Source organism: Aquabacter sp. L1I39 (assembly GCF_017742835.1).
Lineage (GTDB): Bacteria > Pseudomonadota > Alphaproteobacteria > Rhizobiales > Xanthobacteraceae > L1I39.
This window is the reverse complement of the sequence record NZ_CP072392.1, coordinates 350,708-377,039: the sequence shown is the minus strand read 5'-3', so window position 1 is coordinate 377,039 and position 26,332 is coordinate 350,708. Positions and strand designations below refer to the sequence as shown.

Genomic DNA, 26,332 nt, shown 5'->3' with positions numbered 1-26,332 from the left:
GAAATAGGGCGCGGCCCAAGGCGTCGCTCAGAGCTTGTATTCGTAAAGCAGGCGGGCGCGGATGGTGCCGTCGAGGGCCCGGATGTCCTCCAGCACCCGCTGGCTGTCGGCCGCCGAGGCGTCCGCGTCCAGCACCACATAGCCGACGTCCGCATGGGTCTCGTAATATTGGGCGGCGATGTTCACCGAATGGCGGGCAAGCACCTCGTTGAGGCGGCCGAGCATGCCCGGCACGTTCCGTTGCACCTGGATGAAGCGGGTGCCGAGGGGACGGGCCGGCAATTGCACCTGCGGGAAGTTCACCGCGCCCATGGTGGAACCGCTGTCGGAATAGTCGATCAGCTTGCGCGCCACCTCGGCGCCGATGCGCTCCTGCGCCTCTTCCGTGGAACCGCCGATGTGCGGGGTGAGGATGACATTGTCGAGGCCCTGGAGGGGGCTGGCAAAGCGCTCCGCATTGGAGCCGGGCTCCACCGGGAATACGTCCACCGCCGCGCCGCGCAGCTTGCCGGCCTTGAGGGCGTCGGCGAGGGCGTCGAGGTCCACCACCGTGCCGCGGCTGTTATTGATGAGATAGGCGCCGGGCTTCATGGCGGCAATCTCGTCGCGGCCGATCATGCCGTGGGTGGCGGGGGTCTCGGGCACGTGCAGGCTCACCACGTCGGAGGCCGCGAGCAGCTCATGCAGGCTCGTGGTGGATTCGGTGTTGCCGTGGCGCAGCTTGTCGGTGTGATCGTAGAAGATCACCTTCATGCCCATGGCTTCGGCCAGATTCGAGAGCTGCGAGCCGATATTGCCGTAGCCGACGATGCCCAGCGTCTTGCCGCGCACCTCGTGGCTGTTGGACGCCGACTTGTCCCATCCGCCCTGGTGGGCGGCATTGGAGCGCGGGATGATGCGGCGATAGAGCATCACGATCTCGCCGATCACCAGTTCCGCCACCGAGCGGGTGTTGGAGAAGGGGGCGTTGAAGACCGGCACGCCATAGGCGCGCACCGCGTCGATATCCACCTGGTTGGTGCCGACGCTGAAGCAGCCGATGGCGATGAGCCGGTCCGCCGCCTCCATGATCTCGGAGGTGATGTGGGTGCGCGAGCGGATGCCGAGAATGTGGACGCCCTTGATGGCTTCCTTCAGCGCTTCCCCGTCCAGCGCCTTGGTGAGGCGGGTCAGGTTCGAATAGCCGGCCGAGGTCATCAGTTCGACGGCGCTGTCATTGACGCCCTCCAGCAGCAGAACCCGGATCTTGTCCTTGGCCAGCGAGAGTTGCGGCGAATGGGAATTGCTGTGGTGCACGATCTTCGGTCCTTCAGCGATGACGACCGAGATGCCGCTCCCGGCCCCGGTTCGGTATGACGCACCGGCATCCCGCGAACGGGTCCGCCGAGCGGGCGCGACCTTAGCGTTTTTGCCGGCCGCGTCCAGGGATGGGCTGTGGCGTGAGATCAGACCACCTCTGCCATGCGCGCAGGACTTCCGGCCGTTGACCTTCCGGCAGAAACGCATGTGGCCCCCGCGCTCCTAACCGCCCGCAGGCTGGGTGCGGGACACATCCTGTGCCTGCGCCTCCCGGGGCGGGGCGGCGGAGCGGCGCAGTACCAGTTCGATGGGCAGTTCCAGCCGCGCCGGCCGCGCCTCGCCCTTCAGCCGGGCGAGCAGATGCTCGGCCACCGCGCGACCAAGCTCGGTGGTCGGCAGATGGACGGTGGTCAAGGGCGGGGTCAGGTGGGCGGCGATCTCCAGATTGTCGATGCCGACGATGGAGAGCGCCTCGGGCACCGCAAGGCCGCTCGCCTGCGCCTCCAGCAAAGCGCCGGCGGCCAGGAGGTCGTTGCCGCAGATGACGGCGGTGGGCGGCTGCGCGCGTCCCATCAACTCCACGAGACCCGCCCGGCCTCCGGCGAGCGTGAAGGAGGTCTCGATGATCTGGGACGGGGTGAGTTCGAGCCCCCGCTCCGCCAAGGCCGCCCGCGCGCCCTCGACGCGCATGCGGGCGCGGTCATTGGCGCGCAGATGGCCGGAGATCATGCCGAACCGGCGATGCCCCAGCCCCAGCAGATGCTCGGCCAGCAGCCGGCCGGCGGCGCGGTTGTCGAAGCCGATGGAGGGCAGGCGCGCGTCGAAGGACCAGCTCAGCACCACCGGCACGCTGGAGGAGGTCAGGAGCGACCAGGTCTCATCCAGATGGTCCGCGCCCACCACCATGAGCGCGTCCACGCCGCGCGCCAGCATGGCCCGCACCGCCGCAGCCTCCAGGGTCGGCACATAGTCGCTGGCCGCCACCAGCAGTTGGTAGCCATTGGCCGCCAGTTCCGTCTGCATAGCCTGGATGGCGCGGGCGAAGATGGCGTGGTCGAGGGTGGGCACCACCGCGCCAATGGTCAGCGTCTTGCCAGAGGCGAGCGCACGGGCGGCACCCCCTGGCACATAATTCAGCTGTGCGATGGCCGCGCGCACCCGCTCCAGCGTGTCTGGCTGCAGCAAATCGGGTTGCGACAGCGCCCGCGACACGGTGGCCGTGGAGACGGCAGCCAGCCGCGCCACATCCTCCAACGTTGCCTTCGTCCTCGGGGCCATCGGCGTCCGCTCCTGCTGCGGTGCATCGGCGCATGAATGCGCTTTCATGCTTATCTGATCTGCTTCCAGACCAGCCGACAAGAAATTTCTTGCCCCACTCGACTTGACAGTCCCCTCCGGGATGATAGCGTCATGTAAGCGCTTTCATAGACCGTCGCAGAGCGGTCCCGCGCCAACGCTCCCGCAGATGGAGCGCCGACATGTGGGAGGACGTCCATGCGGCTCGGACGACGGGCCGTGGTGGGAGTGGCGACGCTCGCTGCTCTTGCTGCGGCATGGTTTGTGTTCACCAGCGTCACCGGCATGATCTCGCCGGGCCGCTTCCCGACGCCCGGCGACACCTTCATCGCCGCGCGCCAGGCGTTCACCCGCGGCTATGGGGATGCGACCCTCCTGGTGCATGTGGTCCATTCGCTCAAGCTGGTGACCCTCGGTTTCCTCTGCTCCATCGCGGTGGGGGTGCCGCTGGGCCTGCTGATGGGCTGGAGCGCGGTGGCGGAAGCCCTGCTGAACCCGGTCTTCATGCTGCTGCGCCCGATCCCGCCGCTGGCCTGGATTCCGCTCGCCATCCTCTGGCTGGGCCTGGGCGATGCCGCCAAGATCATGGTCATCTTCTTCGCCGCCTTCGTGCCTTCGGTCATCAACACCCAGGCGGGCGTGAAATCCATTCCCCGGCCGCTGATCGAGGCCGCCCGCATGCTCGGCACGCCCCGCTGGCGCTTCGTGCGGGAAGTGCTGGTGCCCGGCGCCGCACCCATGATCTTCACCGGCCTGCGCCTCTCCCTCCAGGCGAGCTGGACGACGCTGGTTGCCGCCGAACTGGTGGGCGCGCTCGCTGGCCTCGGCCATCTCCTGAACCTCGCCCAGCAGGACCTTTATCCGGGCATGATCCTGGTGGGCATGGCGAGCGTCGCCGTGTTCGGCGCGCTCACCACGGCGCTGCTGGCCACCGTGGAACGGCGGACGCTGACCTGGGTGCGCGTGCGGGGAGCCGCGGCATGAATGCGACCCTTGCCCCCTCCAGCCGTATGGCGCTCGGCGCCGTCGGTCTTGTCGGCTTCTTCGCCTTCTGGGCCGCCCTTTCCGCGAGCGGCTTTGTCGCTCCAACCTTCCTGCCGGGCCCGCTCGACGTGGCGCGGCGGCTCGCGGACCTCCTCACCGCCCAATTTGCCGGCGGCACCTTGCCGGCTCATCTCCTCTCCTCCCTCCAGCGCTTCGGCGCCGGCTATCTGCTGGCGGTGGCGGTGGGCGTGCCGCTGGGGCTGATGATGGGGCGCTTCCGGCTGCTGGACGACATCGTCTCGCCCATCTTCGACGCCTTGCGCTTCATCGCCCCCATCGCCTGGGTGCCGTTCGCGGCCTTGTGGTTCGGCACGGGCTTTGGCGGGCCGGTGCTCATCATCTTCTCCGGCGCCTTTCCGCCCTGCCTGCTGAACGCCTATCGCGGTGCCCGGCATGTGGACCCGCGCTATCTGGAAGCAGCGGAAATGCTGGGCACGCCGAGCCACCGCATCATCCTGGAAGTGCTGCTGCCGGCCTCGGTGCCCTCCATCATCGCCGGCTTGCGCATCGGCGCGGGTCTGGGCTGGCAGTCGCTGGTGGGCGCAGAGCTGATCGTCGCCTCAACCGGGGTGGGCTTCATGATGGTGCAGGCCCAGGGCGCGGTCTCCACCACCACGGTGATGGTGGGCATGGCCGCCATCGGCTTCATCGGCGTCCTCATCGACGTCGCCCTGCGCACGCTGGAAGCGCGCATTCATCGCCGCCTGGGCGGAGCTTGAGAGGAAGAGATGAGCAGCATCCGCTTCGATGCCGTGGGCAAGGATTTTGGCGGCCACGTCAAGGCGCTGGACGACATCAACCTCAATGTGGCCGACAAGGAGTTCGTCGCCATTGTCGGCCCCTCCGGCTGCGGCAAGACCACGTGCCTGCGCCTTGCCGCCGGCTTCGAGTTTCCCTCGTCGGGCCGTGTCCTGGTGGGCAACAGCGAGGTGACGGGGCCGGGGCCGGACCGCGCCGTGGTGTTCCAGCAATTCGCTTTGTTTCCCTGGAAGACCGTCACCGACAATATCGAGCTCGGCCTGCGCAACAAGAACGTGCCTGCCGCCGAGCGGCGCCAGCGCGTGGCCGATGCCATCGCCATGATCGGGCTGAACGGCTACGAGCAGGCCTATCCCCACCAATTGTCCGGCGGCATGCAGCAGCGCGTCGCCATCGCCCGCGCCTATGTGCTCGACCCGCAGGTGCTGCTCATGGACGAGCCCTTCGGCGCGCTGGACGCCCAGACCCGCGTGGTCATGCAAGAAGAACTGGTGCGGCTCGCCCGGCTCAATCCGCGCACCGTTCTTTTCATCACTCATGGCGTGGAGGAGGCGGTCTATCTCGCCGACCGCGTGGCCGTCATGACCCGCCGGCCGGGCCGCATCAAGGAAATCATCGACGTGAAGTCAGTGCGCGAGGCTGAGCGCTGGGACAGCTACAGCCGCATCGAGGACGTGATGGACCTGGATTCCTTCGTCCACCTGCGCACCCACATCTGGAAGTCGCTTCGCGAGGAAAAGGCCGGCGCCGATCACTGAGCGCCGGACCACAAAGCCGGACCACCGGCGCCACAGGAGGAAGCCCGCCATGACGATGACGACGAAGAGGACCCTTTTGGCCGCCGCGCTCGCCTGCGCCATCGGCCTCGGTGCCCCGACCGTGGAAGCGCAGCCGCTGAAGAAGATCAACATCTCCTATCAGCCGTCCCTTTATTGGGCGCTGCCCTTCTATATCGCCACCGAGAAGGGGTGGTGGAAGGAGGTAGGCCTCGAACCGTCCTTCGTCACGTTTCCGGCGGGTGCCCCGCAGGTGGCGGCGGCGCAGGCGGGATCGTGGGATGTGGGCGGCACCGGCTCGGTGCCCGCGGTGCTCGGCGCCTCCCGCTTTGGCCTCGTCACCGCCGGCATCACCAACGACGAATCCAAGACCAACGCCATGATGACACGCGCCGACAAGGTGGCCGCCATCACCAAGGATCCGTCCCAGCTGAAGGGCCAGAAGCTGCTGCTGACCACCAATTCCACGGTGGACTATGCCGCCCGCGCGTGCCTGGCCAAATGGGGGCTGAAATCCTCCGACATGCAGTTCGTCAATCTCGGCCAGGCGCAGATCATTTCGGCCGTGATGGCCAATAATGGGGAAGTATCCGGCGTGTGGGCGCCCAACACCTACACGCTGGAGGAAAAGGCCGGAGCCAAGGTGCTGTGCTCGGGCGCCGATGCGGGCGCCATCGTGCCTGGCGCGCTGGTGGTGCGCCCCGCCTTCGCCAAGGACAATGCGGACGATGTGGCCAAGGTACTGGCCGTCTATGTGCGCGGCTGGGGCTGGGCCAAGGCGCACCCGAAGGAAGCCCGCGAAATGACGAAGCGCTTCTATGCCGTCGGCGGCGTCGAAGCCTCGGACGCGGCCATCGACCAGGAATTCGCCCTGCGGCCCACCTATTCCCTGGCCCAGCAGGTCGCGCTCATGGACCGCGCCAAGGGCGCCTCGGAATTTGACGGCTGGCTGGCGCGCATCGGCGGCTTCATGGCCGAGGTGGGCACCTTGCCCTCCGCGCCCGATCCCAAGAGCTACGTGGACGACAGCTTCATGAAGAAGGTGGCCGCCGATCCCAAGCTCAAGGCCTTCGCCACCGAATTCGACAAGACCAACTGAGGCCGCAAGCCCGGACGCGCAGCGCGCGCAATGGAGTATGTGAGATGGCTATCGCGTATCTGAAGCGGGCGAGCAAGACGCCGGAGACCGAGACCGGCACCGCGCAGGACGTGGTCACCGCCATGCTGGCGGAGATCGAGCGGCGCGGCGAAGAGGCGGTGAAGGACTATGCACTGAAGCTCGACAAGTGGGACGGCCCCATCCTCGTCACCGCCGAGGAGATGGACCGCCGCGCCGCCGAGGTGCCGGAAGCCATCCGCCGCGACATCACCTTCGCCGCGGGTCAGGTGCGCCGCTTCGCCGAGGCCCAGCGCGACAGCGTGCGGGACTTCTCCGTGGACCTGATGCCCGGCCTCACCGCCGGGCAGAAGCTGGTGCCCTGCAATGTGGCCGGCTGCTACGTGCCCACCGGCCGCTATGCCCACATCGCCTCCGCCTACATGTCCATCGCCACCGCCAAGGCGGCGGGCGTGAAGACGGTGGTGGCCTGCTCCACGCCCTATCGGGGCCAGGGCATCCACCCCTATGTGCTCTATGCCATGAAGGTGGCGGGCGCCGACATGGTGATGACGCTGGGCGGCGTCCAGGCCATCGCGGCCATGGCCTTCGGCCTGTTCACCGGCAAGCCGGCGGACATCATTGTCGGCCCCGGCAACAAGTTCGTGGCCGAGGCCAAGCGCATGCTGTTCGGCAAGGTGGGCATCGACGTGTTCGCCGGACCGTCCGAGGTTGCGGTGATCGCGGATGAGACCGCCGACCCGCTGATGGTGGCGGTGGACCTGGTGGGGCAGGCCGAGCACGGCCATGAAAGCCCCGCCTGGCTGTTTACCTCCTCCCGCGCGGTGGCCGAGGCGGTGATGGCCCATGTGCCCACCCTCATCAACGACCTGCCGCCCGTGGCGCGCGACGCCGCCTCCGCCGCCTGGCGCGACTATGGCGAGGTGATCTTGTGCGACACCCGCGAGGAGCTGGTTGAAGTCTCCGACCGCTACGCCAGCGAGCATCTGGAGATCCACGCCGCCGAGCTCGACTGGTGGCTGGAGAACCTCACCAATTACGGATCGCTCTTCCTCGGCGAGGAGACCACTGTTGCGTTCGGCGACAAGACGTCGGGACCGAACCACATCCTGCCCACCAAGTTCGCCGCCCGCTATTCGGCCGGCCTTTCGGTGCACAAGTTCCTCAAGCCCCTCACCTGGCAGCGCATGACCCGGGAGGGCTGCAAGACCATCGCCCAGGTCACCGCCCGCATCTCGCGCCTGGAAGGCATGGAGGCCCACGCCCGCACCGGCGACCAGCGCCTCGCCAAATACTTCCCGGGGCACAATTTCGACATGGGCGCGGCGGTGGACGCCTAAGGGGAAGCCATGTTCGCCTTGTCGTCCCTCTTCGACCTGACCGGCCGCACGGCCCTCGTCACCGGCGGCAGTTCCGGCATCGGACTGGCCATCGGTGCCGCCCTCGGCAAGGCCGGCGCGCGGGTCATCCTCGCCGCTCGGCGCGTGGCGGAACTGAACGCCGCCGTGGATGATCTCCAGCGCGACGGCATCACAGCCGCCGCCTTGGTGTCCGACCTTGCCGCCCCCGGCGCCGCCGAGGCGCTGGCGCGCGAAGCCGGCGCGGTGGACATTCTGGTGAATGCCGCCGGCATCAATCTGCGCCAGCCCTTCGGCGAGGTGAGCGCGGAGGCCTTCGACCTCCACATGGCGGTGCATGTGCGCGCGCCCTTCCTGCTGACGCGGGACCTGGCGCCGGGCATGGCGGAGCGCGGCTGGGGGCGCATCCTCAACATCGCCTCACTGCAATCCTTCCGCGCCTTCCCCAATTCCGCGCCCTATGGGGCCGCCAAGGGCGCGGTGGCCCAGCTCACGCGGGCGACGGCGGAAGCCTGGTCGCGCCACGGCATCACCTGCAATGCCATCGCGCCCGGCTTCTTTCCCACCGCCCTCACGCAGGCCGTGTTCGAGGACGAGGCCCGCGCGAGCGCCAATGCCGCCCAGACCGCCATCGGCCGCAACGGCCGGCTGGAGGACCTGGTGGGCCCCGCCGTTTTCCTCGCCTCCGACGCCTCGGCCTATGTCACCGGCCAGATCCTGGCGGTAGACGGCGGCTTCACCGCCAAATGAACCAGTCTTGAGCGGACATCCCCAATGAGAGCCCTGGTCTATACTGGCCCCCACCACCTTGAACTGCGCACCGAGCCTGAGCCCGTCCCCGGCAATGACGAGGTGCTGGTGCGGGTGGAGGCGGTGGGCATTTGCGGGTCGGACATGCATGCCTATCACGGCCATGACGCCCGCCGCCCCGCGCCTCTGGTGCTCGGCCACGAGGCGGCGGGGCGCATTGCCTCCGGTCCTCGCGCGGGGGAGCGGGTGACCGTCAATCCGCTGGTAACCTGCGGCACCTGCCCCACGTGCGAGGCCGGTCGGCCCCATCTATGCCCCTCCCGCCAGATCCTCTCCATGCCGCCCCGTCCCGGCGCCTTTGCCGAGCTGGTGCGGGTGCCGGAGCGCAATCTGGTCGCTGTGCCGGAGCACCTGCCCATCGCCCATGCGGCGCTGGCCGAGCCGGTGGCGGTGTCCTATCACGCGGTCAATACGGGCGCCCGGCTGCTGGGTCAGCCCTTGCCCGCCGCGCGCTGCCTGGTGCTGGGCGGCGGCGCCATCGGTCTCGCCGCCGCCTTGGTGCTGCGCATGCAGGGCGCGGCGCGGATCTATCTCGCCGAGCCCCATGCGGGTCGACGCGAAACGGTGCGGCGGGCGGGCGACTTCGTGTGCTATGCGCCGGGCGATGGGGACGAGCCGTCCGACGGCAGCATCGACCTCGTCATCGATGCGGTGGGCGCGGAAACAACACGCGCCGCTGCCAGCCGGCTGGTGCGGCCGGGCGGCGTCATCGTCCATGCGGGCCTTTTGCCGGGCGAAGCGGGCTTCGACGTGCGGCGGATCACCCTCCAGGAGATCATCGTCACCGGCACCTACTGTTATACCCCCACCGACTTCCGGGCGACGGTGGACGCGCTCGCCTCCGGCCGGCTCGGCGCCCTCGACTGGATCGAGGAACGCCCCCTCGCCGACGGCCCGCGTGCTTTCGCCGACATCGACGCCGGGCGCACGGCGGCGGCGAAGATCGTGCTGCGCGTGTGAGAGGCCCCGTGGCGTCCGGGGCCGGGGGCTGCCATGATCGGGCGGCCTCCATCCACCCGCTCCGGTCATGTCCCGCTCCGAACGCCTCCTCCTGCTTCTCGACGTCCTGCGCCGCCACCGCCGCCCGGTGAGCGGGCGCGTGCTGGCGGACGAGACCGGAGTGAGCCTGCGCACGCTTTATCGCGACATTGCCAGCCTCCAGGCCCAGGGCGCCACCATCGAGGGTGAGGCGGGGGTGGGCTATGTCCTGAAACCCGGCTTCCTGCTGCCGCCGCTCATGTTCTCGGCCGAGGAGATGGAGGCGGTGATGCTGGGCATGAAATGGGTGACGAACCGGGGGGACGAGGCCCTGCGCGCAGCGGCAGGGCGCGCCCTCTCCCGCATCCTGGCCGTGCTGCCGCCCGACTTCCACCCGGCCACCCTGCCCTCGCCTTTGCTGGTGGGGCCGGCGGCACCGCAGCCTGAGCACATGGTGGAGCAGGCCCTCTTGCGCGCGGCCATCCGGGCGGAACGCAAGCTCTCCATCGCCTATCAAGATGCATCCGGCACCCGGACGCAGCGCGTCATCTGGCCGTTCGCACTGGCTTATTTCGATCACGCCCGCGTCCTGCTGGGCTGGTGCGAAACGCGGGAGGACTTCCGCAGTTTCCGCACCGATCGACTGATGGGAGCACAGATGCGGGAGGAGCGTTATCCCCGCCGCCGCCAGGTGCTGCTGCGGGAATGGCGGGCGCAGCAGGGTCTTCCGCCATCCATGGACGGATGAACCCTACTGCCAGAAACTGACAGCAGGCTCCCATAGGGTGCGCCCGTCTCAATGACGGGAACCCACCATGTTCGTGAACACCTCCATCCTCCTCCACGTGGCCGACGCACAGGTCAGCGGGGCCTTCTATGCCCGGCTCCTTGGCATCGCGCCGGTGGAGGAGAGCCCCACCTTCGTCTTCTTCCGCCTGCCCACCGGCACCGGTCTCGGCCTCTGGCGGCGGGAGGGCGTGACGCCCGCCTCTCCATCAGCCGTGGGCGGTGGCGAGATCGGCCTCAGCCTCGCCAATGCCGCCGCCGTGGATGCCACCCATGCGGACTGGGCAGCCAAGGGCGCCCATATCCTTATGCCGCCGACGGATCTGGATTTCGGCCGCACCTTCGTCGCAGCCGATCCCGACGGGCATTGGCTGCGGGTCTATGCGATGGCGCCGGAAGCGGCCTGAGCGGGTTCGCTCAGGCCTGGCCGAGATAGAGCTTGGCCGCCCGCTCGTCGGAAAGCAGATCGGCGGCAGGGCCTTCCAGCGCCACCTTGCCGCCATCCAGCACCGCGCCGCGATGGGAGATGGCCAGCGCCTGCCGGGCGCGCTGCTCGATGAGGAACACCGCCGTCCCCGTCTTGGCCAAGTCCGCGATGCGGGCGAAGCTCTCGTCCACCTTGGCGGGGGACAAGGCGGCGGTGGGCTCGTCGAGCACGATCACCACCGGGCGCGTCATCAGGGCCCGGGCGAAGGCAAGCTGCTGGCGCTCGCCGCCCGACAAGCTCCCCGCGCGCGCCCGCCGCCGCTCGGCAAGGGCGGGGAACAGGGCGAACATTTCCTCGATGCGGGCGGTCTTGTCGCGCACCCCTTCCACCACCGCCAGATTGTCGCGGATGGACAAGGAGGGGAACACGTTCGCCACCTGCGGCACATAGCCGATGCCCGCATGGGCCCGCGCCTCGGCGGGCAGATGGGTGATGTCCCGACCCTCCAGCAGCACCCGGCCTTCCACGCGGGGCAGCAGGCCCACCACCGCCTTAGCCAGCGTCGACTTGCCGGCGCCATTGGTGCCGGCGACGGTGAGGATCTCGCCCGCCGAGAGCGTCAGGTCGATGCCGTTGAGGATGTTCACCTCGCCATAGCCGCCGGCGAGGGTTTCGATGGTCAGCATCACGCGGCCGCTCCCCCGAGATAAGCGTCCCGCACCTTGGGATCGGCCAGAACCTCGCCCGGCGTGCCGGAGGCAATGAGGCGGCCGCGATCCATCACATGCAGGGTCGAGACGAGACGGTTCAGCGCCGGCAGGTCATGCTCGATGATGAGGAAGCCGATGCCCCGGCCGTTCAGTTCGCGGATGCGCACGGACAATTCCTCGATCAGCACCGGGTTCACGCCGGCGAAGGGCTCGTCCAGCAAGATCATGCGGGCGCCGGTCATCAGCGCGCGGCCCAGCTCCACCAGCTTCTTCTGGCCGCCGGAGAGGCGCCCGGCCGGCAGGTCCGCCACCTTCTGGAGGCGCAGGAAGGCGATGGTCTCCTCTGCCTTCTCAGCATTGCGGACCTCCTGCGCCTTCACGAGGCCGGGTCGGAAGAAGGCGGAGAGGAGTCCCTCCCCCGCCTGACCGGGGCTTGCGGCCATGAGGTTCTCGCGCACGGTGAGGTGGGAGAATTCCCGCGGCACCTGGAAGGTGCGCACCATGCCGGCGCGCGCCCGCTCCATGGGGCTGGCGCGGCCAAGCGCGCGGCCCTCGAAGGCCACGTCGCCGGCATCCGCCGCCAGGAACCCGGTGACGAGGGAGAAGAGGGTGGACTTGCCGGCCCCGTTCGGCCCGATCACGCCCACCAGTGCCCCGGTGGGCACCTCGAAGCGGACATCGTCCACCACGCGCAGGCCGCCATAGGCCTTGGTCAGTCCTTGGATGGAGAGGGTCATTTGCGGGTGAAATCCCCCATCAGGCCCTGCGGGCGGTACATGGTGAAAAGGACGAGGGCGAGGCCCACGACGCCGAGGCGCACGCTCGCCATGGCCACTTCCGAGATGAAGGGCATGAGATCGCGCAGGAAGCGGGAACCCTCCAGGAACACCATCAGCAGGAGCGCGCCCACCAGCGCGCCCGAAATGCGCCCCACGCCGCCCATGATGATGGCCATCCAGACCTGGAAGGTCATGAGAGGCACGAACTGGTCGGGAGAGATGTAGCCGATATAATGGGCATAGATGGCACCGGCGATGCCCGCGAGCCCGGCGCCCAGCACCAGGACCTGGATCTTGAAGCCCGCCGGATCCTTGCCCAGCGCCTTCACCGCCTCCTCATTGTCGCGGATGGCCTCGATCATGCGGCCGAAGGGCGAGCGCACGATGCGCACCATGGCGGCCACCGCCAGCAGGTTCAGCAGCACCAGCAGGCCGAGCACCGCCAAGGCCTGGGTGGTGCCGGAGAGCATGCCGAACATCTTCGGGATGCCGGGAATGCCCTGAACGCCCTGGGTGAGCCAGCGCTCGGAGGTGACGACGAGGCGCACCACCTCCGAGAAGCCCAGCGACACGATGGCGAAATAGTCCTCCCGCAGCCGGATGCTCGCAAGGCCCAGCGGCCAGGCCGCCAGCATGGCAAAGAGCGCGGCGAGCGGGAAGGTGATCAGCATGGACAGGGAATGGGTGGACAGGATCGCGGTGGTGTAGGCGCCCACGCAGAAGAAGCCCACATGGCCGAAATTGACGATGCCGGTCAGGCCATATTGCAGGTTCAGCCCCAGCGCGAGCAGCACATAGATGGCGCCGATAATGGCGATGGCGATCAGATAGGCGTCCATCAGCGCACCCCCTCAACCCGGCCGAACAGGCCCTTGGGCCGCACCAGAAGCACGATCAGCAGAACCACGAAGGCGAGCGCCAGCTTGTAGGTGAACCCCACATAGGGCGTGGCGATCTCCTGCAGCACGCCCAGCAGCACGCCCGCCACCACCGCCCCCACCGGATGGCCGATGCCGCCCAGCACCGCCGCCGCGAAGACGGGGATCAGCATCTCCCATCCCATTTCCGGCGACACCACCGTCTTGATGCCCAGCAGCACGCCGGCGAGCGCCGCCACTGCGCCACCCATCGCCCAGAGCCCCAGCATCACCTTGCGCGGCGCGATCCCCGACACCCGCGCCAGCATGGGATCATCCGCCACCGCCCGCATGCGCCGGCCCATGGGGGTGGCGTGCAGGATGAGGAAGACCACGGCCAGGGTGGCGAGGGCGGCAATGCCGATCTTCAGGTCATTGGGCTGGATGCGCAGGTCATAGACCCGCCAGGGCCGCACCAGGGGCAGCTGGAACACCTGCTGGCCGTGGCCATAGATCAGCCCCAGCACCGCTCGGATGACGAAGCCGACACCGATGGAAGCCAGCAGCGCCGAGACCGAAGGCCGACCCTCGAGCACCCGGAACACCAGGAGATAGGAGAGCACCCCCACCAGCGCCCCGGCCGCGAGCCCCACCAGGCCACCCAGCACGATGGAGCCGGTGGCGGTGAAGCCCGCGAGCGCGGCATAGGCGCCGCAGGTCATGAAATCTCCCGTCGCCGCATTGGCGAAGCGGGCCACCCCGAACACCAGGGTCAGCGCCAGCGCCGCGAGCCCGATGACGAGCCCGGACATGAGGCCGGAAATGGCGAGTTCCAGAAAACCGCTCATGAGCGGCTCACGGAGCGGGCGCGAGGGCAGGCGCCACGGCGGCGCGGGAGAAGAAACGGGGTCACGGGCAAGGTCCTCGTCCCGCGCGAAGGCGGGCGGCACAGGGAAAGGCGAAGAGGGAGGCCGGCCGACACATGTGGCCGGCCCCGTGTCAGGTCAGAGCTTCACCACATACTTGCGCTCGATCTTGCCCTTGGAGGCGAAGGAGACCGAGAAGTCCGGCGTCACGTCGCCATACTGGTCGAAGTCGAGGATGGACGAGGCGCCCTGATAGTCGATCTTGCCATCCTTCAGCGCCGCCTTGCCTTCCGCGAAGGTGGAGACGGGCTTGCCGCCGGGCCCGGCCACTTCGCGCAGCTTGGCGGCGATGGCGGCAACATCCGCATTGGGGCCCGCCGCCTCCATGGCGAGCGCCAACACCACCACCATGTCCCAGGTCATGGCCGCATAGACGTTGGACAGGCCCGACTGGCCCATGGCCTTCTGGTAGGCGGCATCATAGGCCTTGAAGGCGTCGGAGCCCTCGTTGGAGATGCTGTCGACGGCGATGATGCCCTCGGTCACCTCCGGCCCCAGCGCCTGCACCAGTTGCGGGTTCGCCGCCCAAGCGGGGATGATGAACTTGGTGGTCTCGCCGGTCTGGAACCATTCGCGCAGGATGATGGTGGTGTCGGCCAGATAGGAGCCCATGACGATCACGTCAGGCTTGGCGGCCAGCACCTTCTGCAACTCGGCGCGATAGCTCGGCTGGTTGGGCTCATAGACCACCTCGGCCACCACCTTGCCGCCCTGCGCCTCCCAGGCCTTCTTGAAGCCCTCGGTGTTGCCTATGCCGGAGGCATTGTTGAAGGCCATGGTGGCGGGGCGCTTGAAGCCTTCCTTCTTGGCCACTTCCGCGAACGCGCGGCCGAAGCGGTCATTGGTGGCCTGGAAGCGATAGAGCAGGCCCTTGGCATTGGCGGGGGGCACCGACAAGGCCGGCGCGCCCGAGGTGTTCATCAAGAGGATGCCGGCATCATTGGTCAGCGGGGCCACCGCCAGCGACACGCCCGAGGCCCAGGTCCCCAGGATCGCCTGCACCTTGTTGACCTCGATGAGCTTCTTGGCCGCCAGCACGGCCGCCTGCGGCTGGGTCTGGCTGTCCTCCGCCGAGATTTCGAGGGTGCGCCCGCCGGCACCGCCCGCCGCGTTCACCATCTCGGCGGCGGCGAGGATCATCTTCTGCATGCCGGAGCCATAGGGGGCGCCGGCGCCGGTGACGGGGTTGAGCGCCCCGATGCGGAACGCCGCCGTCTGGGCGAACGCGCCGCGCGTGAGCGCGGGGAGAAGGAGCGTGCCCGCAAGGCCCGCGAGCGTCTGGCGACGAGAAAGTGTCACGGTCTTGTTCCTTTGGTCTGGAGGGTCTTATTGGTTCAGGACAAAGCGGACTGCTTGACGAAGGCGCCGCCCTTCATGATGAGCGGCATGTGGCGGCCCTGGCCGGTGAGCAGGGACAAGTCGGCCAGCGGGTCGCCTTCCACCACGATGAGGTCGGCGAAGGCGCCGGCGGCGATGGTGCCGATCTGTCCTTCCATGCGCAGCAGCTTCGCCGCGACGGTGGTGGCGGAGGCGATCACCTCATGGGCCGGCAGAACGCGGCCACGGATGACGAATTCCTCCGACTGGTGGCGATGCATCTCGCCCAGCAGGTCCGAGCCATAGGCCATGGGCAGGCCGGCTTCGCGCATGATGGAGATGGATTCCATGCCGGCGAGGCGCACGCTGTCGATCTTGGCGATGGAGCCCGCCGGGAAGCCCATGGCGGCGCCTTCGGAAGAGAGCTTGTCATAGGTAACCAGGGTGGGAACGGCGATGGCGCCCTGCTGCGCCGCGAATTTCGCGGTGTCGGCCTGGATCAGGTTGCAGTGTTCCAGCGAATGGACGCCGCACTCCACCGCCCGGCGGATGCCCTCGTCCGTATAGAGATGGGCCGACACATAGGTGCCGGCGTTTTGCGCCTCTTCCACCACCGCCAGCAATTCCTCGCGGGCAAAGCCGAGGAAATGGATGGGATCAGTGGGCGAGGCGACGCCGCCATTGGCCATGATCTTGATGAAGTCGGCCCCGCCCTTGATCTCCTCGCGGGCGGCGCGGCGCATCTCCGGCACCCCGTCCGCCACGCGGCCCAACGCGCCCAGGCGGAAGCCGGTGCGGGGCGTCTCGCGGTCGTCATAGGGGCCGCGGAAGTCGCAATGGCCGCCGGTCTGGCTCAGCGCCTTGCCGCAGATGACCATGCGGGGCGCGGGGAGAAACCCTTCCGCCGCCGCCACCTTCAGGCCGCGATCGGCGCCGCCGAGGTCGCGCACCGTGGTGAAGCCGCGCAGGAGCATCTCGCCCAGCAGCTTCATGGCGCGCACGGCGACGAGGCTGTCCGGCAGCTTGGCATTGGCGCCGAGATCGGCAAGGCAGGCAATGGTGTGCACATGGGCGTCGATGAGGCCCGGCATGAGGGTGCGGCCCTTCAGGTCCACCACCTCGGCCCCAGCCGCGCTGATCTTCGGCGCCACCTCCTTGATGCGCTCGCCCTCGACGAGCACGTCCACCGGCGCGCCGCGCTCGGGGGCGGTCCCATCGACGATGCGGGCATTGGTGAAGAGAAAGGCCATGGGTCAGCTCCGGTTTGTCACTTTGGCCCGCGCGCGGCGCGGACAGTCTTGGCAGGGGCAATCTTGGCAGGTGCGGTCTTGGCGCCAGAGGACTTCGCGCCAGCGGTACTGGCCTTGGCAGGCCCGGCAGGGACTTCCGCAGGCGGCGCGGCGGCGGGCCGTTCCTCGGGAAACTGGGCCGCCACCTGGGTTTTCCAGAAGGACAGCATCTCCCGGTAATAGGCCGGATCCTCGCGCAGCACGGTCTGGGCGATCATGCCGCGCACGAGGCACATGGTGGTGTTCATCACCGTGCGGGTATGGGCGGCATCCGCCCCGCGCCGGTCTGCCAGCGCCATCCAGACGGCATCGAGCCCGGCATGGAACTTCTTCACCACCGGGATGAGGCGGTCCTTGAACTCGTCATTGTGCCGGGCCTCCGGCAAGTATTCCATGGTCACATAGAACAGCCGGTCCGACATCATCTGCCAGATATAGTCGACGATCTCGTCGCTCGACCCGCCGCGCGCGGAAAAGTCCTCGGCAAAGCGGTGCAGGTCGACGGTGACGCGTTCCAGCATGTCGTTGATGGCATCCGTCACCAATTCCTCCTTGCTGGAGAAATGGTGGGTCAGCGCGCCCCGCGAGACGCCGGCCTGGGCAGCGATCTGGGGGGTGGAGAGGCGCGAGAAGCCCTGGTCGTGCAGCAGGTCGATGGTGGCATGGCGCAGGCGCGCGGAGGTCTCCGCCGTCCGCTCATGCTGGGATCGTCTGCGCTGCGCCACCCTCGCCCCCGTCCGAATTGCGGGCACAGCAAGGCACTACACTTACAAACAGTCAAGTCTGTTTATATCTGCACGTCCAGGGGGCATGTGCCCAGGATTGCGGCAGCCGGTCGGCACGCCCGAAATCCAGGCTGCGGCGCGGTGAACATTGCCGGGCGCCCCCGTCCTGCTATCCAGGAGGGGAAGGCGCAGGCATATGGCCCGACAAGACGCTGCGAGGCATGACCCATGAGCGTTCCGTCCCCATCCTCCGCAACCACGCCCCCTCCGGTGCGCTGGTCCGAGTTGATGACGCCCGAGCGCTGGTTCGCCCTCGTCCGCATCGCCATAGCGGGCCTGGCCGCCCTGCTCTATTGGCGTGCGCTGATCCCCATCGAGGCGCTGTGGCTGGCAGTGGCCATCGGGCTCTATCCCCTTGTGCGGATCGGGCTCCACGACCTCATCCACGATCGCAAGATCGGCACCGAGATCTTCGTCACCATCGCCACGATCATCGCCCTGATCGGCGGCGAGACGGTGGCCGGCGCGATCTTGATGGTCATCATCCTGATCGCGGAATTCATCGCCGACCTGAACATGGACCGCGCGCGGGCCTCCATCCGCGACCTCGTCGGCTCGGTGCCGCAGACCGCCCTCGTCCGCGCGGCGGACGGCGAGCATGCCGTGCCCATCGAAGCCCTGCGCCCCGGCGATGTGGTGCTGGTGCGGGCGGGCGAGAAGATCCCGGTGGATGGCACCGTGGTCGCGGGCATGGGCTCCGTGGACGAGGCGCCCATCACCGGTGAGAGCGTGCCCAAGGACAAGGCCGCCGAGGATGGCGTCTATGCCGGCACCATTCTTGTCGCAGGCGCGCTTGACGTGCGAACCGCCCAGGTGGGCACCGACACCACCTTCGCCCGCATCGTCGCCTTGGTGGAAAGCGCGGGCGCGGAGCAGGCGCCGGTGCAGAAGCTCACCGACAAGGTGGCGGCCTGGCTGATCCCGGTGGTGCTCATCTTCCTGCTGGCTGTTTATGCCTATACCCGCGATGTGCGCACCATCGTCACCTTGCTGATCTTCACCTCACCCGCCGAGCTGGGGCTCGCCACCCCGCTCGTCATTATCGCCGCCATCGCCCGCGCGGCGCGCAGCGGCATCCTGGTGAAGGGCGGCATCTATCTGGAGAGCCTCGCCAAGATCGACACCATGGTGTTCGACAAGACCGGCACGCTCACCGCCAACGCGCCCCGGGTGGTCGGCGTCGAGATCCGCGATCCCGCCTTCACCGAGGCAGAGATTATGGCCCTGGCGGCGGCCGCCGACCGGCGCTCGGCCCATCCGCTCGCCGAGGCGGTGGTGGCCCATGCGGAGGCCCTGGGCCTGCCCGTGGCGGAGCCTGACCAGTATGAGCAGATCATCGCGCGCGGCGTGAAGGCGGTCGTTGGCGGGCGGCCCGTGCTTGTGGGCAACCCGGCCTTGCTGCGGGAAAATGGCGTCGCCCTCGACGCGCCTGTGGAACAAGGTGGCCGCACCCCACTGCATGTGGCCGTGGACGGGCGGTTCGTCGGCGCCATCCTCATCGCCGACACCATCCGGCCCAATGCGCGGGAAGCCCTCAGCCGGCTGCGGGCCACCGGCGTCCGCCGCCTTGTCATGCTCACCGGCGACAATGCGGCGACCGCCGCCACCGTCGCGGCGGAGCTTGGCCTCGACGACGCGCGCGCCAACCTGCGCCCGCAGGACAAGGTGAGCGCCATTGCCGCGCTTCAGAAGCAAGGCGCGCGCGTCGCCATGATCGGCGACGGCATCAACGATGCCCCGGCCCTGGCGCGGGCGGATGTGGGCATCGCCATGGGCAGCGGGGGCACGCAGGCCGCACTGGAGGCCGCCGACATCGCCCTGATGACCGACGACCTGATGCGCATCGTCAGCGCCCGCGCCATCGCCCGGCGGGCCTATCGCACCATCAAGGAGAACCTGATCTTCGGCGTCGGGGTCGTCCATGTGGCCGGCATCACCGCCGCGCTGCTGGGCTGGATCGGCCCGGTGGAGGCGGCACTCCTGCACCTCGGGCCCGACATTCTGGTGTTCCTGAACTCGGTCAAGCTGCTGAGAATTCCCATTCAGGATGTCTAGGCGGGGCAAGGCCTTGCGGCTGAACATGCGCTTCAGAGGTATCAAAAAACCTCAAAAGGACACAGATGCGCGCCGCCGCGCAGTTGAACCCCTGGCGCGAATCGATATGAGTCACGGCCATGATCTTCCAGCCCCTCCCCGCAGGACGCCCGGCCCGATGACGGCGCCCGCAAAGGTGTCCATCGACCTCGGCACCCGCTCCGGCGGAGGCACGGCCGTGCTGGACCTGGAGGAATTGCTGGCGACCCGCCTGCTGGTGCAGGGCAATTCGGGCTCGGGCAAGTCGCACCTGCTGCGTCGCCTGCTGGAGCAAAGCGCCCCCTGGGTGCAGCAGGCGGTCATAGACCCGGAGGGCGATTTCGTCACGCTGGCCGACCGCTACGGCCATGTGGTGGTGGATGCCCAGCGGGGCGAGGCCGATCTCCAGCGCATCGCTGCGCGGGTGCGCCAGCATCGCGTCTCGGTGGTGCTGAACCTGGAAGGGCTCGACAGCGAGCAGCAGATGCGCGCCGCCGCCGCCTTCCTGGGCGGACTGTTCGATGCCGACCGCGACGTCTGGTATCCCATGCTCGTGGTGGTGGACGAGGCGCAGTTGTTCGCCCCCGCCGCTGCCGGCGAGGTCTCGGACGAAGCGCGCAAGGTCTCGCTTGGGGCCATGACCAACCTCATGTGCCGCGGCCGCAAGCGGGGCCTGGCCGGCGTCATTGCCACCCAGCGCCTCGCCAAGCTCGCCAAGAACGTGGCGGCGGAAGCCTCCAACTTCCTGATGGGCCGCACCTTCCTCGATATCGACATGGCCCGCGCCGCCGACCTGCTGGGCATGGAGCGCCGGCAGGCGGAGATGTTCCGGGACCTGGAGAGCGGCAACTTCGTCGCCCTCGGCCCGGCCATGGCCCGCCGGCCCCTGCCCGTGCGCATCGGACCGGTGGAAACCTCCGCCCGCTCCACCAGCCCCAAGCTCCTGCCCTTGCCCGGCCCGGCCTCCGGCGAGGAGGCGCACGACCTCATCTTCACGCCGGGTGCCGACGAAAGCCGCCTCCTGGTGCCGCGCCGTCCGCCGCCGGTGGCGCCCACCGCCGACGTGCTCGCCCAGCTTGCCCGCACCACCCCGGCCGCCCCGCCGCCCGTGCCCGAGCCCCCCACCCCGGTGCCCACCTTGTCGCCGGAGCAGCGCCAGGCCGCCATCGACGCCGCCCTGCGCGAGATCCTGGCCGAGCCGGACGCGGGCTTTCGCACCATCGCCGTGCTCTACCAGGATTTCCTGGTGCGCTGCCGCATCCGCCGCGTGGGGGGCGAGGCGCTCTCCTTGTCCGCATTCCGGCGTCGCCTCGCGGTCGCCCATGCGGGCATCGACATCGCCGAGGCGGAAGCCGAGGATTCCCCCTGGGCGGAGGTCATCACCATGGCCAGCGCCCTGCCGGAGGACATGCAGGGCGTGTTCCTCTCGCTAGCCCGCGCCGCCCATGATCGCCGCCCCTGCCCCTCCGATGCGGAGGTGGCCCATGCCTATGGCAGCCGCTCGCCCGGCCGAGCCCGGCGCCTCTTGGCTTATATGGAAGAGCGGCAGGTGATCGTGACCCGGCTCGACGGGAAGGGCCGCCGCATCGTCGCCATTCCAGGCCTTGCCTGGGAGACCGAACCGGGCGACCCCAACGCCGCCCCCGGCGCGCCCGAGCCCCAGCCCTCCGCCGCCGAGTGAGGCGAAGGGCGGCCTTCGCCCTTCCCCCGGCGCCGCAAATGGCCTAATCGCGCTGCAGCATCCACACGGGATTTCGCGCGCGCATGATCCGTCTCGATTCCATCAGCAAGCAGAACGGCAAGCAGATCGTCTTCATCGAGGCGTCCGCGACGCTGCTCAAGGGCGAGAAGATCGGCCTCGTGGGTCCCAACGGCGCCGGCAAGACCACCTTGTTCCGCCTCATCACCGGCGAGGAGCTGCCCGACGAGGGTCAGGTCTCCGTCGATCGCGGCATCACCATCGGCTATTTCAGCCAGGATGTGGGCGAGATGTCCGGCAAGAGCGCGCTGGCGGAAGCCATGGACGGCGCCGGCCCGGTGAGCGAGGTGGCCGCCGAGCTGCGCGAGCTGGAGCACGCCTTCGCCGATCCCGACCGCGCCGACGAGATGGACGCCTTGGTGGAGCGCTATGGCGAGGTGCAGGCCCGCTTCGAGCAGCTGGGCGGCTACGGCCTGGAGGGCAAGGCCAGCGAGGTGCTGGCGGGCCTCGGCTTCTCCCAGGAGATGATGGACGGGGACGTGGGCAAGCTCTCCGGCGGCTGGAAGATGCGCGTGGCGCTCGGCCGCATCCTGCTCATGCGCCCCGACGTGATGCTGCTGGACGAGCCCTCCAACCATCTGGACATCGAAAGCCTCATCTGGCTGGAGGACTTCCTGAAGGGCTATGACGGCGCCCTCATGATGACCTCCCATGACCGGGCCTTCATGAACCGCATCGTCAACAAGGTGGTGGAGATCGACGCCGGCTCGCTGACCTCCTATTCCGGCGACTATGAATTCTACGCCCAGCAGCGGGCCATGGCGGACAAACAGCAGCAGGCCCAGTTCGAGCGCCAGCAGGCCATGCTCGCCAAGGAGATCGCCTTCATCGAGCGCTTCAAGGCCCGCGCCTCCCATGCGGCGCAGGTGCAGAGCCGGGTGAAGAAGCTGGAGAAGATCGACCGGGTGGAGCCGCCCCGCCGCCGCCAGAGCGTGGCCTTCGAGTTTCAGCCCGCGCCCCGCTCCGGCGAGGACGTGGCGAGCCTGAAGAATGTCCACAAGGCCTATGGCAGCAAGGTCATCTATGAGGGCCTCGACTTCCATGTGCGCCGGCGCGAACGCTGGTGCGTGATGGGCGTGAACGGGGCGGGCAAGTCCACCTTGCTGAAGCTCGTCACGGGCACCACGCCCCCCGACCAGGGCAGCGTCGCCGTGGGCGGCAGCGTGAAGCTCGGCTATTTCGCCCAGCATGCCATGGACGTGCTGGAGGGCGAGCGGACCGTGTTCGAGACCCTGGAGGACGCCTTTCCCCAGGCCGGCCAGGGCTCGCTGCGCACGCTCGCCGGCTGCTTCGGCTTTTCAGGCGACGACGTGGAGAAGCGCTGCCGGGTGCTCTCGGGCGGCGAGAAGGCGCGCCTCGTCATGGCCAAGATGCTTTATGATCCGCCAAACTTCCTGGTGCTGGACGAGCCCACCAACCATCTGGACATCGCCACCAAGGAAATGCTCATCGCGGCGCTCTCCGAATATGAAGGCACCATGCTGTTCGTCTCGCACGACCGGCACTTCCTGGCCGCCCTCTCCAACCGGGTGCTGGAGCTGACCCCGGAGGGCGTGCACCAATATGGCGGCGGCTACACCGAATATGTGGCCCGCACCGGCCAGGAGGCGCCGGGCCTGCGCCATTGAGCAGGCGGGCGCCCCCGCGCCTGCCGAGGTGAATGCCAACGGAAACGCCCGGCGCTTCGTGGAAGCGCGGGGCGTTCTTGTTTCGCACTGGCGGACGTCCTTCTTGGCAACCAATTCCCGCAGAGGCGCCGGTCAGGACCAGGTGCTGAAGTTCACCGTATCGGCCGACGCGCCGAAGGCGCCCACTTCCACATCGCTCACCCTATAGACGGCGCCGTCCGTGAAGGTGATGGTGGTGACCCCGGCATTCAGCGCGTGAGACTGGACATCGGCGAGGCTATAGGCCCTGAACCACAGGCCATCGCCTCCCGCGCCACCATCCACGGACCCGCTGCCGCCCCGGACCGCGATGGTGAAGTTGTCGTTTCCATCGCCGCCCGAGAGGGTGGACGTGCCGACGGCCTCCACGAAGAAGTCGTCGTCCCCCTCGCCGCCATAAAGCGTATTGCTGCCGCCGGCGATGGAGAGAAGGTCGTTGCCGACATCGCCATACATCAGGTGGTTGCCGGATAGGGTCCAGAAGGTGTCATCCCCATCGCCCCCTGACATGGTGGCGGCGGACACACCGCCCACAATGCTGTCCGCGCCGGCCCCACCAAACGCCACCATGGCGTTGAGGCTGGTGCTGCCGATGAGCCAATCGTCACCCGTGCCGCCATAGAGGGCGTCGATCCCACCTCCAGGTCCAAAGGAGGCGTAGAGCGTGTCGTTGTCGGCCTCGCCATAGAGCAGGTTGGACCCGCCATTCGCCCACATCACATCCTCGCCCCCGTCGCCCTGGAGCGTATCGGCGCCGCTGGCGCCTACGAGCTTATCGTCACCGGCGCCGCCATAGAGCAGGCCGTGCGAGCCGTTCGCCTGCGTGACGAGGAAGTCATTACCCTGCCCGCCATACAGTGTGTCGATGCCAGCGGCATCAAGGCCGCCCGACAGGCTGTCATCGCCAGCGTCGCCATAGAGCAGGTTAGAGCCCGTATTCACCCAGGCCTCGTCATTGTCGTCGCCGCCATAAACGGTATCGGCACCGCTCACCCCCACGATGGTGTCGGCGCCCGCATCGCCGTAAAGCAGCGCGTGAGTGCCGTTGAGCTCGGAGGCGATGTCGTCGCCGTCCGCCCCGCCATAGACGGTGTCCACCGCCTTCTCCACGGCGACCTTGCCGGTGCGGATGAAGTCGACCCCCGCATCACCCCCCAGCACGTTGCTGCCGCTGGAAACCCAAATGCTGTCATTGCCGAGGCCGCCATAGAGCGTATCGGCACCGCTGGCGCCCGACACCTGGTCGTTGCCCGCATCTCCATAGAGGAGGCCTGAGGCCGCGCGGGTGGCCAGGAAGTCGTCGCCGAAGCCGCCATAAATGGTATCGATGCCCCCCGCCTGCGCGCTGCCGGTGATCACGTCCACCCCGGCATCGCCATAGACGAGGTTGCTGCCCAGGGTCACCCAGATGAGGTCATTGCCGTCGCCGCCGAATATGGTGTCCGCGCCGCTCGCGCCAGCAATCGTGTCCGCCCCCGTGCCGCCATCCATGAAAGCGTGGGTGGTGCGGCTGCTCAGCTGGTCATTGCCCGATTCGCCGTAAAGGGAATCCACGTCACCCGCGCCGGTGGAAAGGCCGCCAAGAAGGGTGTCGTTGCCCACCTCGCCATGGAGGATGTTGCTGCCGATTCCAGCGGTAATCTGGTCATCTCCAGAACCACCATAAAGCGAACTGTTACCGTACCCAGAACGATCCCCCCCCCGCAGACTGTCGTTTCCCTCACCGCCAAAAAGGACATTTGCTGGATAATAGGCCTGTAAGAAATCATCCCCAGCACCGCCATAAAGCCAACTATATTCGTTCATTTCCCAATGCCCGCTGTACGAATAGCTATAAAGAAAATCATCTCCATTTCCGCCGTATATGTGCGAATCACGCCCCGATGTTGTGATCGAATCGCGACCATCACCGGAGATAACCGTAAAACCGCTACTGCTTATAGTGACACTGTCCGGCCCATTACTGGTCGCGATTATTCCACCAATGGGAAGATCGAAATCGTTGTATACCTGGAATATGGCCCCTTCCAGGTTCGTATAAATTACAGCATCTGATGTATTTCCGTATATCTTCTCGACCTTCCCATCCAATACCGGGCTTTTAACCTTGATTTCTACAGAGGCCAAAGCATTTTCATCTGTCGGACTATAAACCCCCGCTGCCTCTAGGGCAGCGATAATCTCATCCTGCTCATCTCTGGACATGCCCAGGGCGTTCAGCCCGGGGAATTCCGCATTTGGATCACCCTGCACCAGCTCGGCGCGCGTCAAGTCATAGAGCATGGCCCACCCCACCCCTCGAAAACCGCTCCGCCCCCAGACAGACCAAGGAAGCCAAAGCAGGCTCTCAGGCAGGATCGAATGTCGCTGCGGCAGACACATCACCCATCTGGAGGATGCGCCGCACAATTTGGGATCGCATGCGAGCAAGCGCCGCACGACAGGTGGAGCCGACTTAAAAAAGTACCTCTCTTCACGGTGTTAGGAGACCCACCCCCATGGGCGAAGCGCAAACGCCCCCCCTTGCGCGCCGGCCGCAGGGTGTGCACCGCACCCAAAAGGCCATGACAAGGAGTGGCCGACGTGGCGCAAGGGCGGCATGGGCAAGCACAGACCGCCGGCACCGAAGGCGCGTCACCCCACCCCCACCTCCCCCGCCTTCTCGATCCGCCGCGCCTCGGCGCGCAGCAGACGGGCCACCTGGTCGACGCGATCAGGTGAGAGGCGGCTTTCGATGGCGGCGACGGAGAGGGAGCCGGCTAGGCCGCCATCGGGATTGAGGACGGCGACGCCCACCGCCACCACGCCCGGCGCGCGGCTGAGATTGGTGGCATAGCCCCGCGCCCGCGCCTCGGCCACCAGGCGCGCCATGGCCTCCACGCCGAGATCGCCGAATTGCGGCAGGCGCGGCCCGTTGGAGGCCATGATGGCGTTCGCCTCCTCCTCCGGCAAAGCGGCGAGCATGGCAAGGCCGCCGCAGCCGATGCCGAGTGGAATGCGCGCGCCCACATCGATGGTGAAGGCCTTGATGGGAAAGCTCCCGGCCGCGCGCTTGATGCAGAGCGCATCGCCGCCCGCCCGCACGGCGGCAAAGACGGTGTCGCCCGTCTTCTCAGCCAGGCGCTCCACCGCCGCGCCCGCCATGTCGGAGAGCGCCAGGCGCGGCTCGGCCAGGAGCCCCAGCTCATAGACCCAGGCGCCGAGGTGATAGCGGCGCGTGGCCGGATTCTGCCGCGCCAGCCCCTCGCCGATCAGCCCCTGCACGATGCGGTGGGCGGTGGCGTGGATGAGCCCCGTCTCCCGCGTGATGTCCACCATCCGCGCACCGGACTGGCTGCGCTGCGCCAGCACCCGCAGCACGCTGGCCGCGCGCCGGATGCTCTGCGTGCCACCGGCTTCCCCGTCCCCTGCGGCCATCTCCACTCTCCCATAATATCCATATATTGGACTATCTTTATGTCACTAAGCCTGACCAAAACCTATGTATTGACTTATTTGTTCGGTCTACTTAGCTTCCATG

23 protein-coding genes and 1 pseudogene are annotated in these 26,332 nt (G+C 67.9%); 12 read left to right on the top strand and 12 right to left on the bottom strand.

Translation table 11 applies throughout. The features are described 5' to 3' along the window. Positions 1-27: 27 nt before the first annotated feature. Together serA and J5J86_RS01695 are read right to left on the bottom strand one after the other, a co-directional pair. Positions 28-1,296: a phosphoglycerate dehydrogenase gene (gene serA / locus J5J86_RS01700; protein ID WP_247657902.1), complete on the bottom strand. Its 1,269-nt coding sequence runs from the start codon at positions 1,294-1,296 to the stop codon at positions 28-30. A 225-nt stretch (positions 1,297-1,521) separates the two neighbouring features. Further along, positions 1,522-2,577, bottom strand: coding sequence for a LacI family DNA-binding transcriptional regulator (locus J5J86_RS01695; RefSeq protein ID WP_209103181.1), 1,056 nt, complete (start codon positions 2,575-2,577; stop codon positions 1,522-1,524). A 216-nt stretch (positions 2,578-2,793) separates the two neighbouring features. Here J5J86_RS01695 and J5J86_RS01690 point away from each other — a divergent pair, with 216 nt between their 5' ends. From J5J86_RS01690 to J5J86_RS01650, 9 genes are all read left to right on the top strand, one after another. Beyond that, on the top strand, positions 2,794-3,579 hold the full coding sequence (locus tag J5J86_RS01690; RefSeq protein ID WP_209103180.1) for an ABC transporter permease: 786 nt from the start codon (positions 2,794-2,796) through the stop codon (positions 3,577-3,579). Continuing rightward, entirely contained in the window at positions 3,576-4,358 is a 783-nt protein-coding gene (locus tag J5J86_RS01685; RefSeq protein ID WP_209103179.1) for an ABC transporter permease, read from the top strand. Before J5J86_RS01690 ends, J5J86_RS01685 begins: the two co-directional genes overlap by 4 nt. A 9-nt stretch (positions 4,359-4,367) precedes the next feature. Beyond that, a complete protein-coding gene (locus J5J86_RS01680) occupies positions 4,368-5,156 on the top strand; it encodes an ABC transporter ATP-binding protein (RefSeq protein ID WP_209103178.1) in 789 nt (262 codons plus the stop codon). A 49-nt stretch (positions 5,157-5,205) separates the two neighbouring features. Then, a complete protein-coding gene (locus J5J86_RS01675; RefSeq protein WP_247657900.1) occupies positions 5,206-6,273 on the top strand; it encodes an ABC transporter substrate-binding protein in 1,068 nt (355 codons plus the stop codon). A 44-nt stretch (positions 6,274-6,317) separates the two neighbouring features. Continuing rightward, a complete protein-coding gene (gene hisD, locus J5J86_RS01670; protein ID WP_209103177.1) occupies positions 6,318-7,631 on the top strand; it encodes a histidinol dehydrogenase in 1,314 nt (437 codons plus the stop codon). A gap of 9 nt (positions 7,632-7,640) precedes the next feature. Further along, positions 7,641-8,399: an SDR family NAD(P)-dependent oxidoreductase gene (locus J5J86_RS01665; protein ID WP_209103176.1), complete on the top strand. Its 759-nt coding sequence runs from the start codon at positions 7,641-7,643 to the stop codon at positions 8,397-8,399. A 24-nt stretch (positions 8,400-8,423) separates the two neighbouring features. Beyond that, entirely contained in the window at positions 8,424-9,419 is a 996-nt protein-coding gene (locus J5J86_RS01660) for an alcohol dehydrogenase catalytic domain-containing protein (protein ID WP_209103175.1), read from the top strand. A gap of 67 nt (positions 9,420-9,486) precedes the next feature. Next, entirely contained in the window at positions 9,487-10,185 is a 699-nt protein-coding gene (locus J5J86_RS01655; protein WP_209103174.1) for a helix-turn-helix transcriptional regulator, read from the top strand. 67 nt (positions 10,186-10,252) lie between these two features. After that, the gene (locus J5J86_RS01650) at positions 10,253-10,630 is read left to right on the top strand and encodes a VOC family protein (RefSeq protein WP_209103173.1); all 378 of its coding nucleotides are present in this window, start codon (positions 10,253-10,255) and stop codon (positions 10,628-10,630) included. A 10-nt stretch (positions 10,631-10,640) separates the two neighbouring features. On the opposite strand, the gene J5J86_RS01645 is transcribed toward J5J86_RS01650, so the two are convergent. From J5J86_RS01645 to J5J86_RS01615, 7 genes are all read right to left on the bottom strand, one after another. After that, positions 10,641-11,336: an ABC transporter ATP-binding protein gene (locus J5J86_RS01645; protein ID WP_209103172.1), complete on the bottom strand. Its 696-nt coding sequence runs from the start codon at positions 11,334-11,336 to the stop codon at positions 10,641-10,643. Further along, positions 11,336-12,097, bottom strand: a complete 762-nt coding sequence (locus tag J5J86_RS01640) for an ABC transporter ATP-binding protein (protein ID WP_209103171.1) — start codon at positions 12,095-12,097, stop codon at positions 11,336-11,338. Before J5J86_RS01640 ends, J5J86_RS01645 begins: the two co-directional genes overlap by 1 nt. Continuing rightward, entirely contained in the window at positions 12,094-12,978 is an 885-nt protein-coding gene (locus J5J86_RS01635; RefSeq protein ID WP_209103170.1) for a branched-chain amino acid ABC transporter permease, read from the bottom strand. Before J5J86_RS01635 ends, J5J86_RS01640 begins: the two co-directional genes overlap by 4 nt. Further along, positions 12,978-13,844, bottom strand: a complete 867-nt coding sequence (locus J5J86_RS01630; RefSeq protein WP_209103169.1) for a branched-chain amino acid ABC transporter permease — start codon at positions 13,842-13,844, stop codon at positions 12,978-12,980. The genes J5J86_RS01635 and J5J86_RS01630 overlap by 1 nt, the downstream gene beginning before the upstream one ends. 156 nt (positions 13,845-14,000) lie before the next feature. Next, positions 14,001-15,221 (bottom strand): ABC transporter substrate-binding protein, encoded by a 1,221-nt coding sequence (locus J5J86_RS01625; RefSeq protein WP_209103168.1) that lies wholly within the window; start codon positions 15,219-15,221, stop codon positions 14,001-14,003. A 35-nt stretch (positions 15,222-15,256) separates the two neighbouring features. Continuing rightward, positions 15,257-16,489 carry a metal-dependent hydrolase family protein gene (locus tag J5J86_RS01620; protein WP_209103167.1) on the bottom strand — a complete coding sequence of 411 codons (1,233 nt, stop codon included), beginning with the start codon at positions 16,487-16,489 and terminating at the stop codon, positions 15,257-15,259. A 17-nt stretch (positions 16,490-16,506) separates the two neighbouring features. Further along, positions 16,507-17,253 carry a TetR/AcrR family transcriptional regulator gene (locus J5J86_RS01615; RefSeq protein WP_247657895.1) on the bottom strand — a complete coding sequence of 249 codons (747 nt, stop codon included), beginning with the start codon at positions 17,251-17,253 and terminating at the stop codon, positions 16,507-16,509. Between the two features lie 228 nt (positions 17,254-17,481). On the opposite strand from J5J86_RS01615, the gene J5J86_RS01610 reads away from it, so the two are divergent. From J5J86_RS01610 to J5J86_RS01600, 3 genes are all read left to right on the top strand, one after another. Further along, on the top strand, positions 17,482-19,368 hold the full coding sequence (locus tag J5J86_RS01610; RefSeq protein WP_209103165.1) for a heavy metal translocating P-type ATPase: 1,887 nt from the start codon (positions 17,482-17,484) through the stop codon (positions 19,366-19,368). A gap of 157 nt (positions 19,369-19,525) precedes the next feature. Then, positions 19,526-21,067, top strand: a complete 1,542-nt coding sequence (locus J5J86_RS01605) for an ATP-binding protein (protein WP_209103164.1) — start codon at positions 19,526-19,528, stop codon at positions 21,065-21,067. A gap of 83 nt (positions 21,068-21,150) precedes the next feature. After that, positions 21,151-22,773 carry an ABC-F family ATP-binding cassette domain-containing protein gene (locus tag J5J86_RS01600; RefSeq protein WP_209103163.1) on the top strand — a complete coding sequence of 541 codons (1,623 nt, stop codon included), beginning with the start codon at positions 21,151-21,153 and terminating at the stop codon, positions 22,771-22,773. Positions 22,774-22,905: 132 nt separating this feature from the next. On the opposite strand, the gene J5J86_RS01595 is transcribed toward J5J86_RS01600, so the two are convergent. The 3 genes and pseudogenes from J5J86_RS01595 to J5J86_RS01590 all read right to left on the bottom strand — a co-directional run bounded on the left by J5J86_RS01595 (position 22,906) and on the right by J5J86_RS01590 (position 26,229). Then, entirely contained in the window at positions 22,906-24,414 is a 1,509-nt protein-coding gene (locus tag J5J86_RS01595; RefSeq protein ID WP_247657894.1) for a calcium-binding protein, read from the bottom strand. A gap of 30 nt (positions 24,415-24,444) precedes the next feature. Further along, positions 24,445-25,017, bottom strand: a pseudogene (locus J5J86_RS24655) (calcium-binding protein); the annotation flags it as partial. A gap of 429 nt (positions 25,018-25,446) precedes the next feature. Then, complete coding sequence (locus J5J86_RS01590) at positions 25,447-26,229, bottom strand: IclR family transcriptional regulator (protein WP_209103161.1); 783 nt, start codon at positions 26,227-26,229, stop codon at positions 25,447-25,449. Positions 26,230-26,332 lie beyond the last annotated feature (103 nt).

Excerpts from the sequence above, each read along its gene's own strand:
- J5J86_RS01635 (WP_209103170.1), bottom strand. The coding sequence starts at position 12,978 with ATGGACGCCTATCTGATCGCCATCGCCATTATCGGCGCCATCTATGTG.
- J5J86_RS01620 (WP_209103167.1), bottom strand. The coding sequence starts at position 16,489 with ATGGCCTTTCTCTTCACCAATGCCCGCATCGTCGATGGGACCGCCCCC.
- J5J86_RS01600 (WP_209103163.1), top strand. The coding sequence starts at position 21,151 with ATGATCCGTCTCGATTCCATCAGCAAGCAGAACGGCAAGCAGATCGTC.
- J5J86_RS01605 (WP_209103164.1), top strand. The coding sequence starts at position 19,526 with ATGACGGCGCCCGCAAAGGTGTCCATCGACCTCGGCACCCGCTCCGGC.
- J5J86_RS01655 (WP_209103174.1), top strand. The coding sequence starts at position 9,487 with ATGTCCCGCTCCGAACGCCTCCTCCTGCTTCTCGACGTCCTGCGCCGC.
- J5J86_RS01685 (WP_209103179.1), top strand. The coding sequence starts at position 3,576 with ATGAATGCGACCCTTGCCCCCTCCAGCCGTATGGCGCTCGGCGCCGTC.
- J5J86_RS01665 (WP_209103176.1), top strand. The coding sequence starts at position 7,641 with ATGTTCGCCTTGTCGTCCCTCTTCGACCTGACCGGCCGCACGGCCCTC.
- J5J86_RS01645 (WP_209103172.1), bottom strand. The coding sequence starts at position 11,336 with ATGCTGACCATCGAAACCCTCGCCGGCGGCTATGGCGAGGTGAACATC.
- J5J86_RS01680 (WP_209103178.1), top strand. The coding sequence starts at position 4,368 with ATGAGCAGCATCCGCTTCGATGCCGTGGGCAAGGATTTTGGCGGCCAC.
- J5J86_RS01630 (WP_209103169.1), bottom strand. The coding sequence starts at position 13,844 with ATGAGCGGTTTTCTGGAACTCGCCATTTCCGGCCTCATGTCCGGGCTC.
- J5J86_RS01675 (WP_247657900.1), top strand. The coding sequence starts at position 5,206 with ATGACGATGACGACGAAGAGGACCCTTTTGGCCGCCGCGCTCGCCTGC.
- J5J86_RS01650 (WP_209103173.1), top strand. The coding sequence starts at position 10,253 with ATGTTCGTGAACACCTCCATCCTCCTCCACGTGGCCGACGCACAGGTC.
- J5J86_RS01660 (WP_209103175.1), top strand. The coding sequence starts at position 8,424 with ATGAGAGCCCTGGTCTATACTGGCCCCCACCACCTTGAACTGCGCACC.
- J5J86_RS01610 (WP_209103165.1), top strand. The coding sequence starts at position 17,482 with ATGAGCGTTCCGTCCCCATCCTCCGCAACCACGCCCCCTCCGGTGCGC.
- hisD (WP_209103177.1), top strand. The coding sequence starts at position 6,318 with ATGGCTATCGCGTATCTGAAGCGGGCGAGCAAGACGCCGGAGACCGAG.
- J5J86_RS01695 (WP_209103181.1), bottom strand. The coding sequence starts at position 2,577 with ATGGCCCCGAGGACGAAGGCAACGTTGGAGGATGTGGCGCGGCTGGCT.
- J5J86_RS01640 (WP_209103171.1), bottom strand. The coding sequence starts at position 12,097 with ATGACCCTCTCCATCCAAGGACTGACCAAGGCCTATGGCGGCCTGCGC.
- J5J86_RS01690 (WP_209103180.1), top strand. The coding sequence starts at position 2,794 with ATGCGGCTCGGACGACGGGCCGTGGTGGGAGTGGCGACGCTCGCTGCT.
- J5J86_RS01590 (WP_209103161.1), bottom strand. The coding sequence starts at position 26,229 with ATGGCCGCAGGGGACGGGGAAGCCGGTGGCACGCAGAGCATCCGGCGC.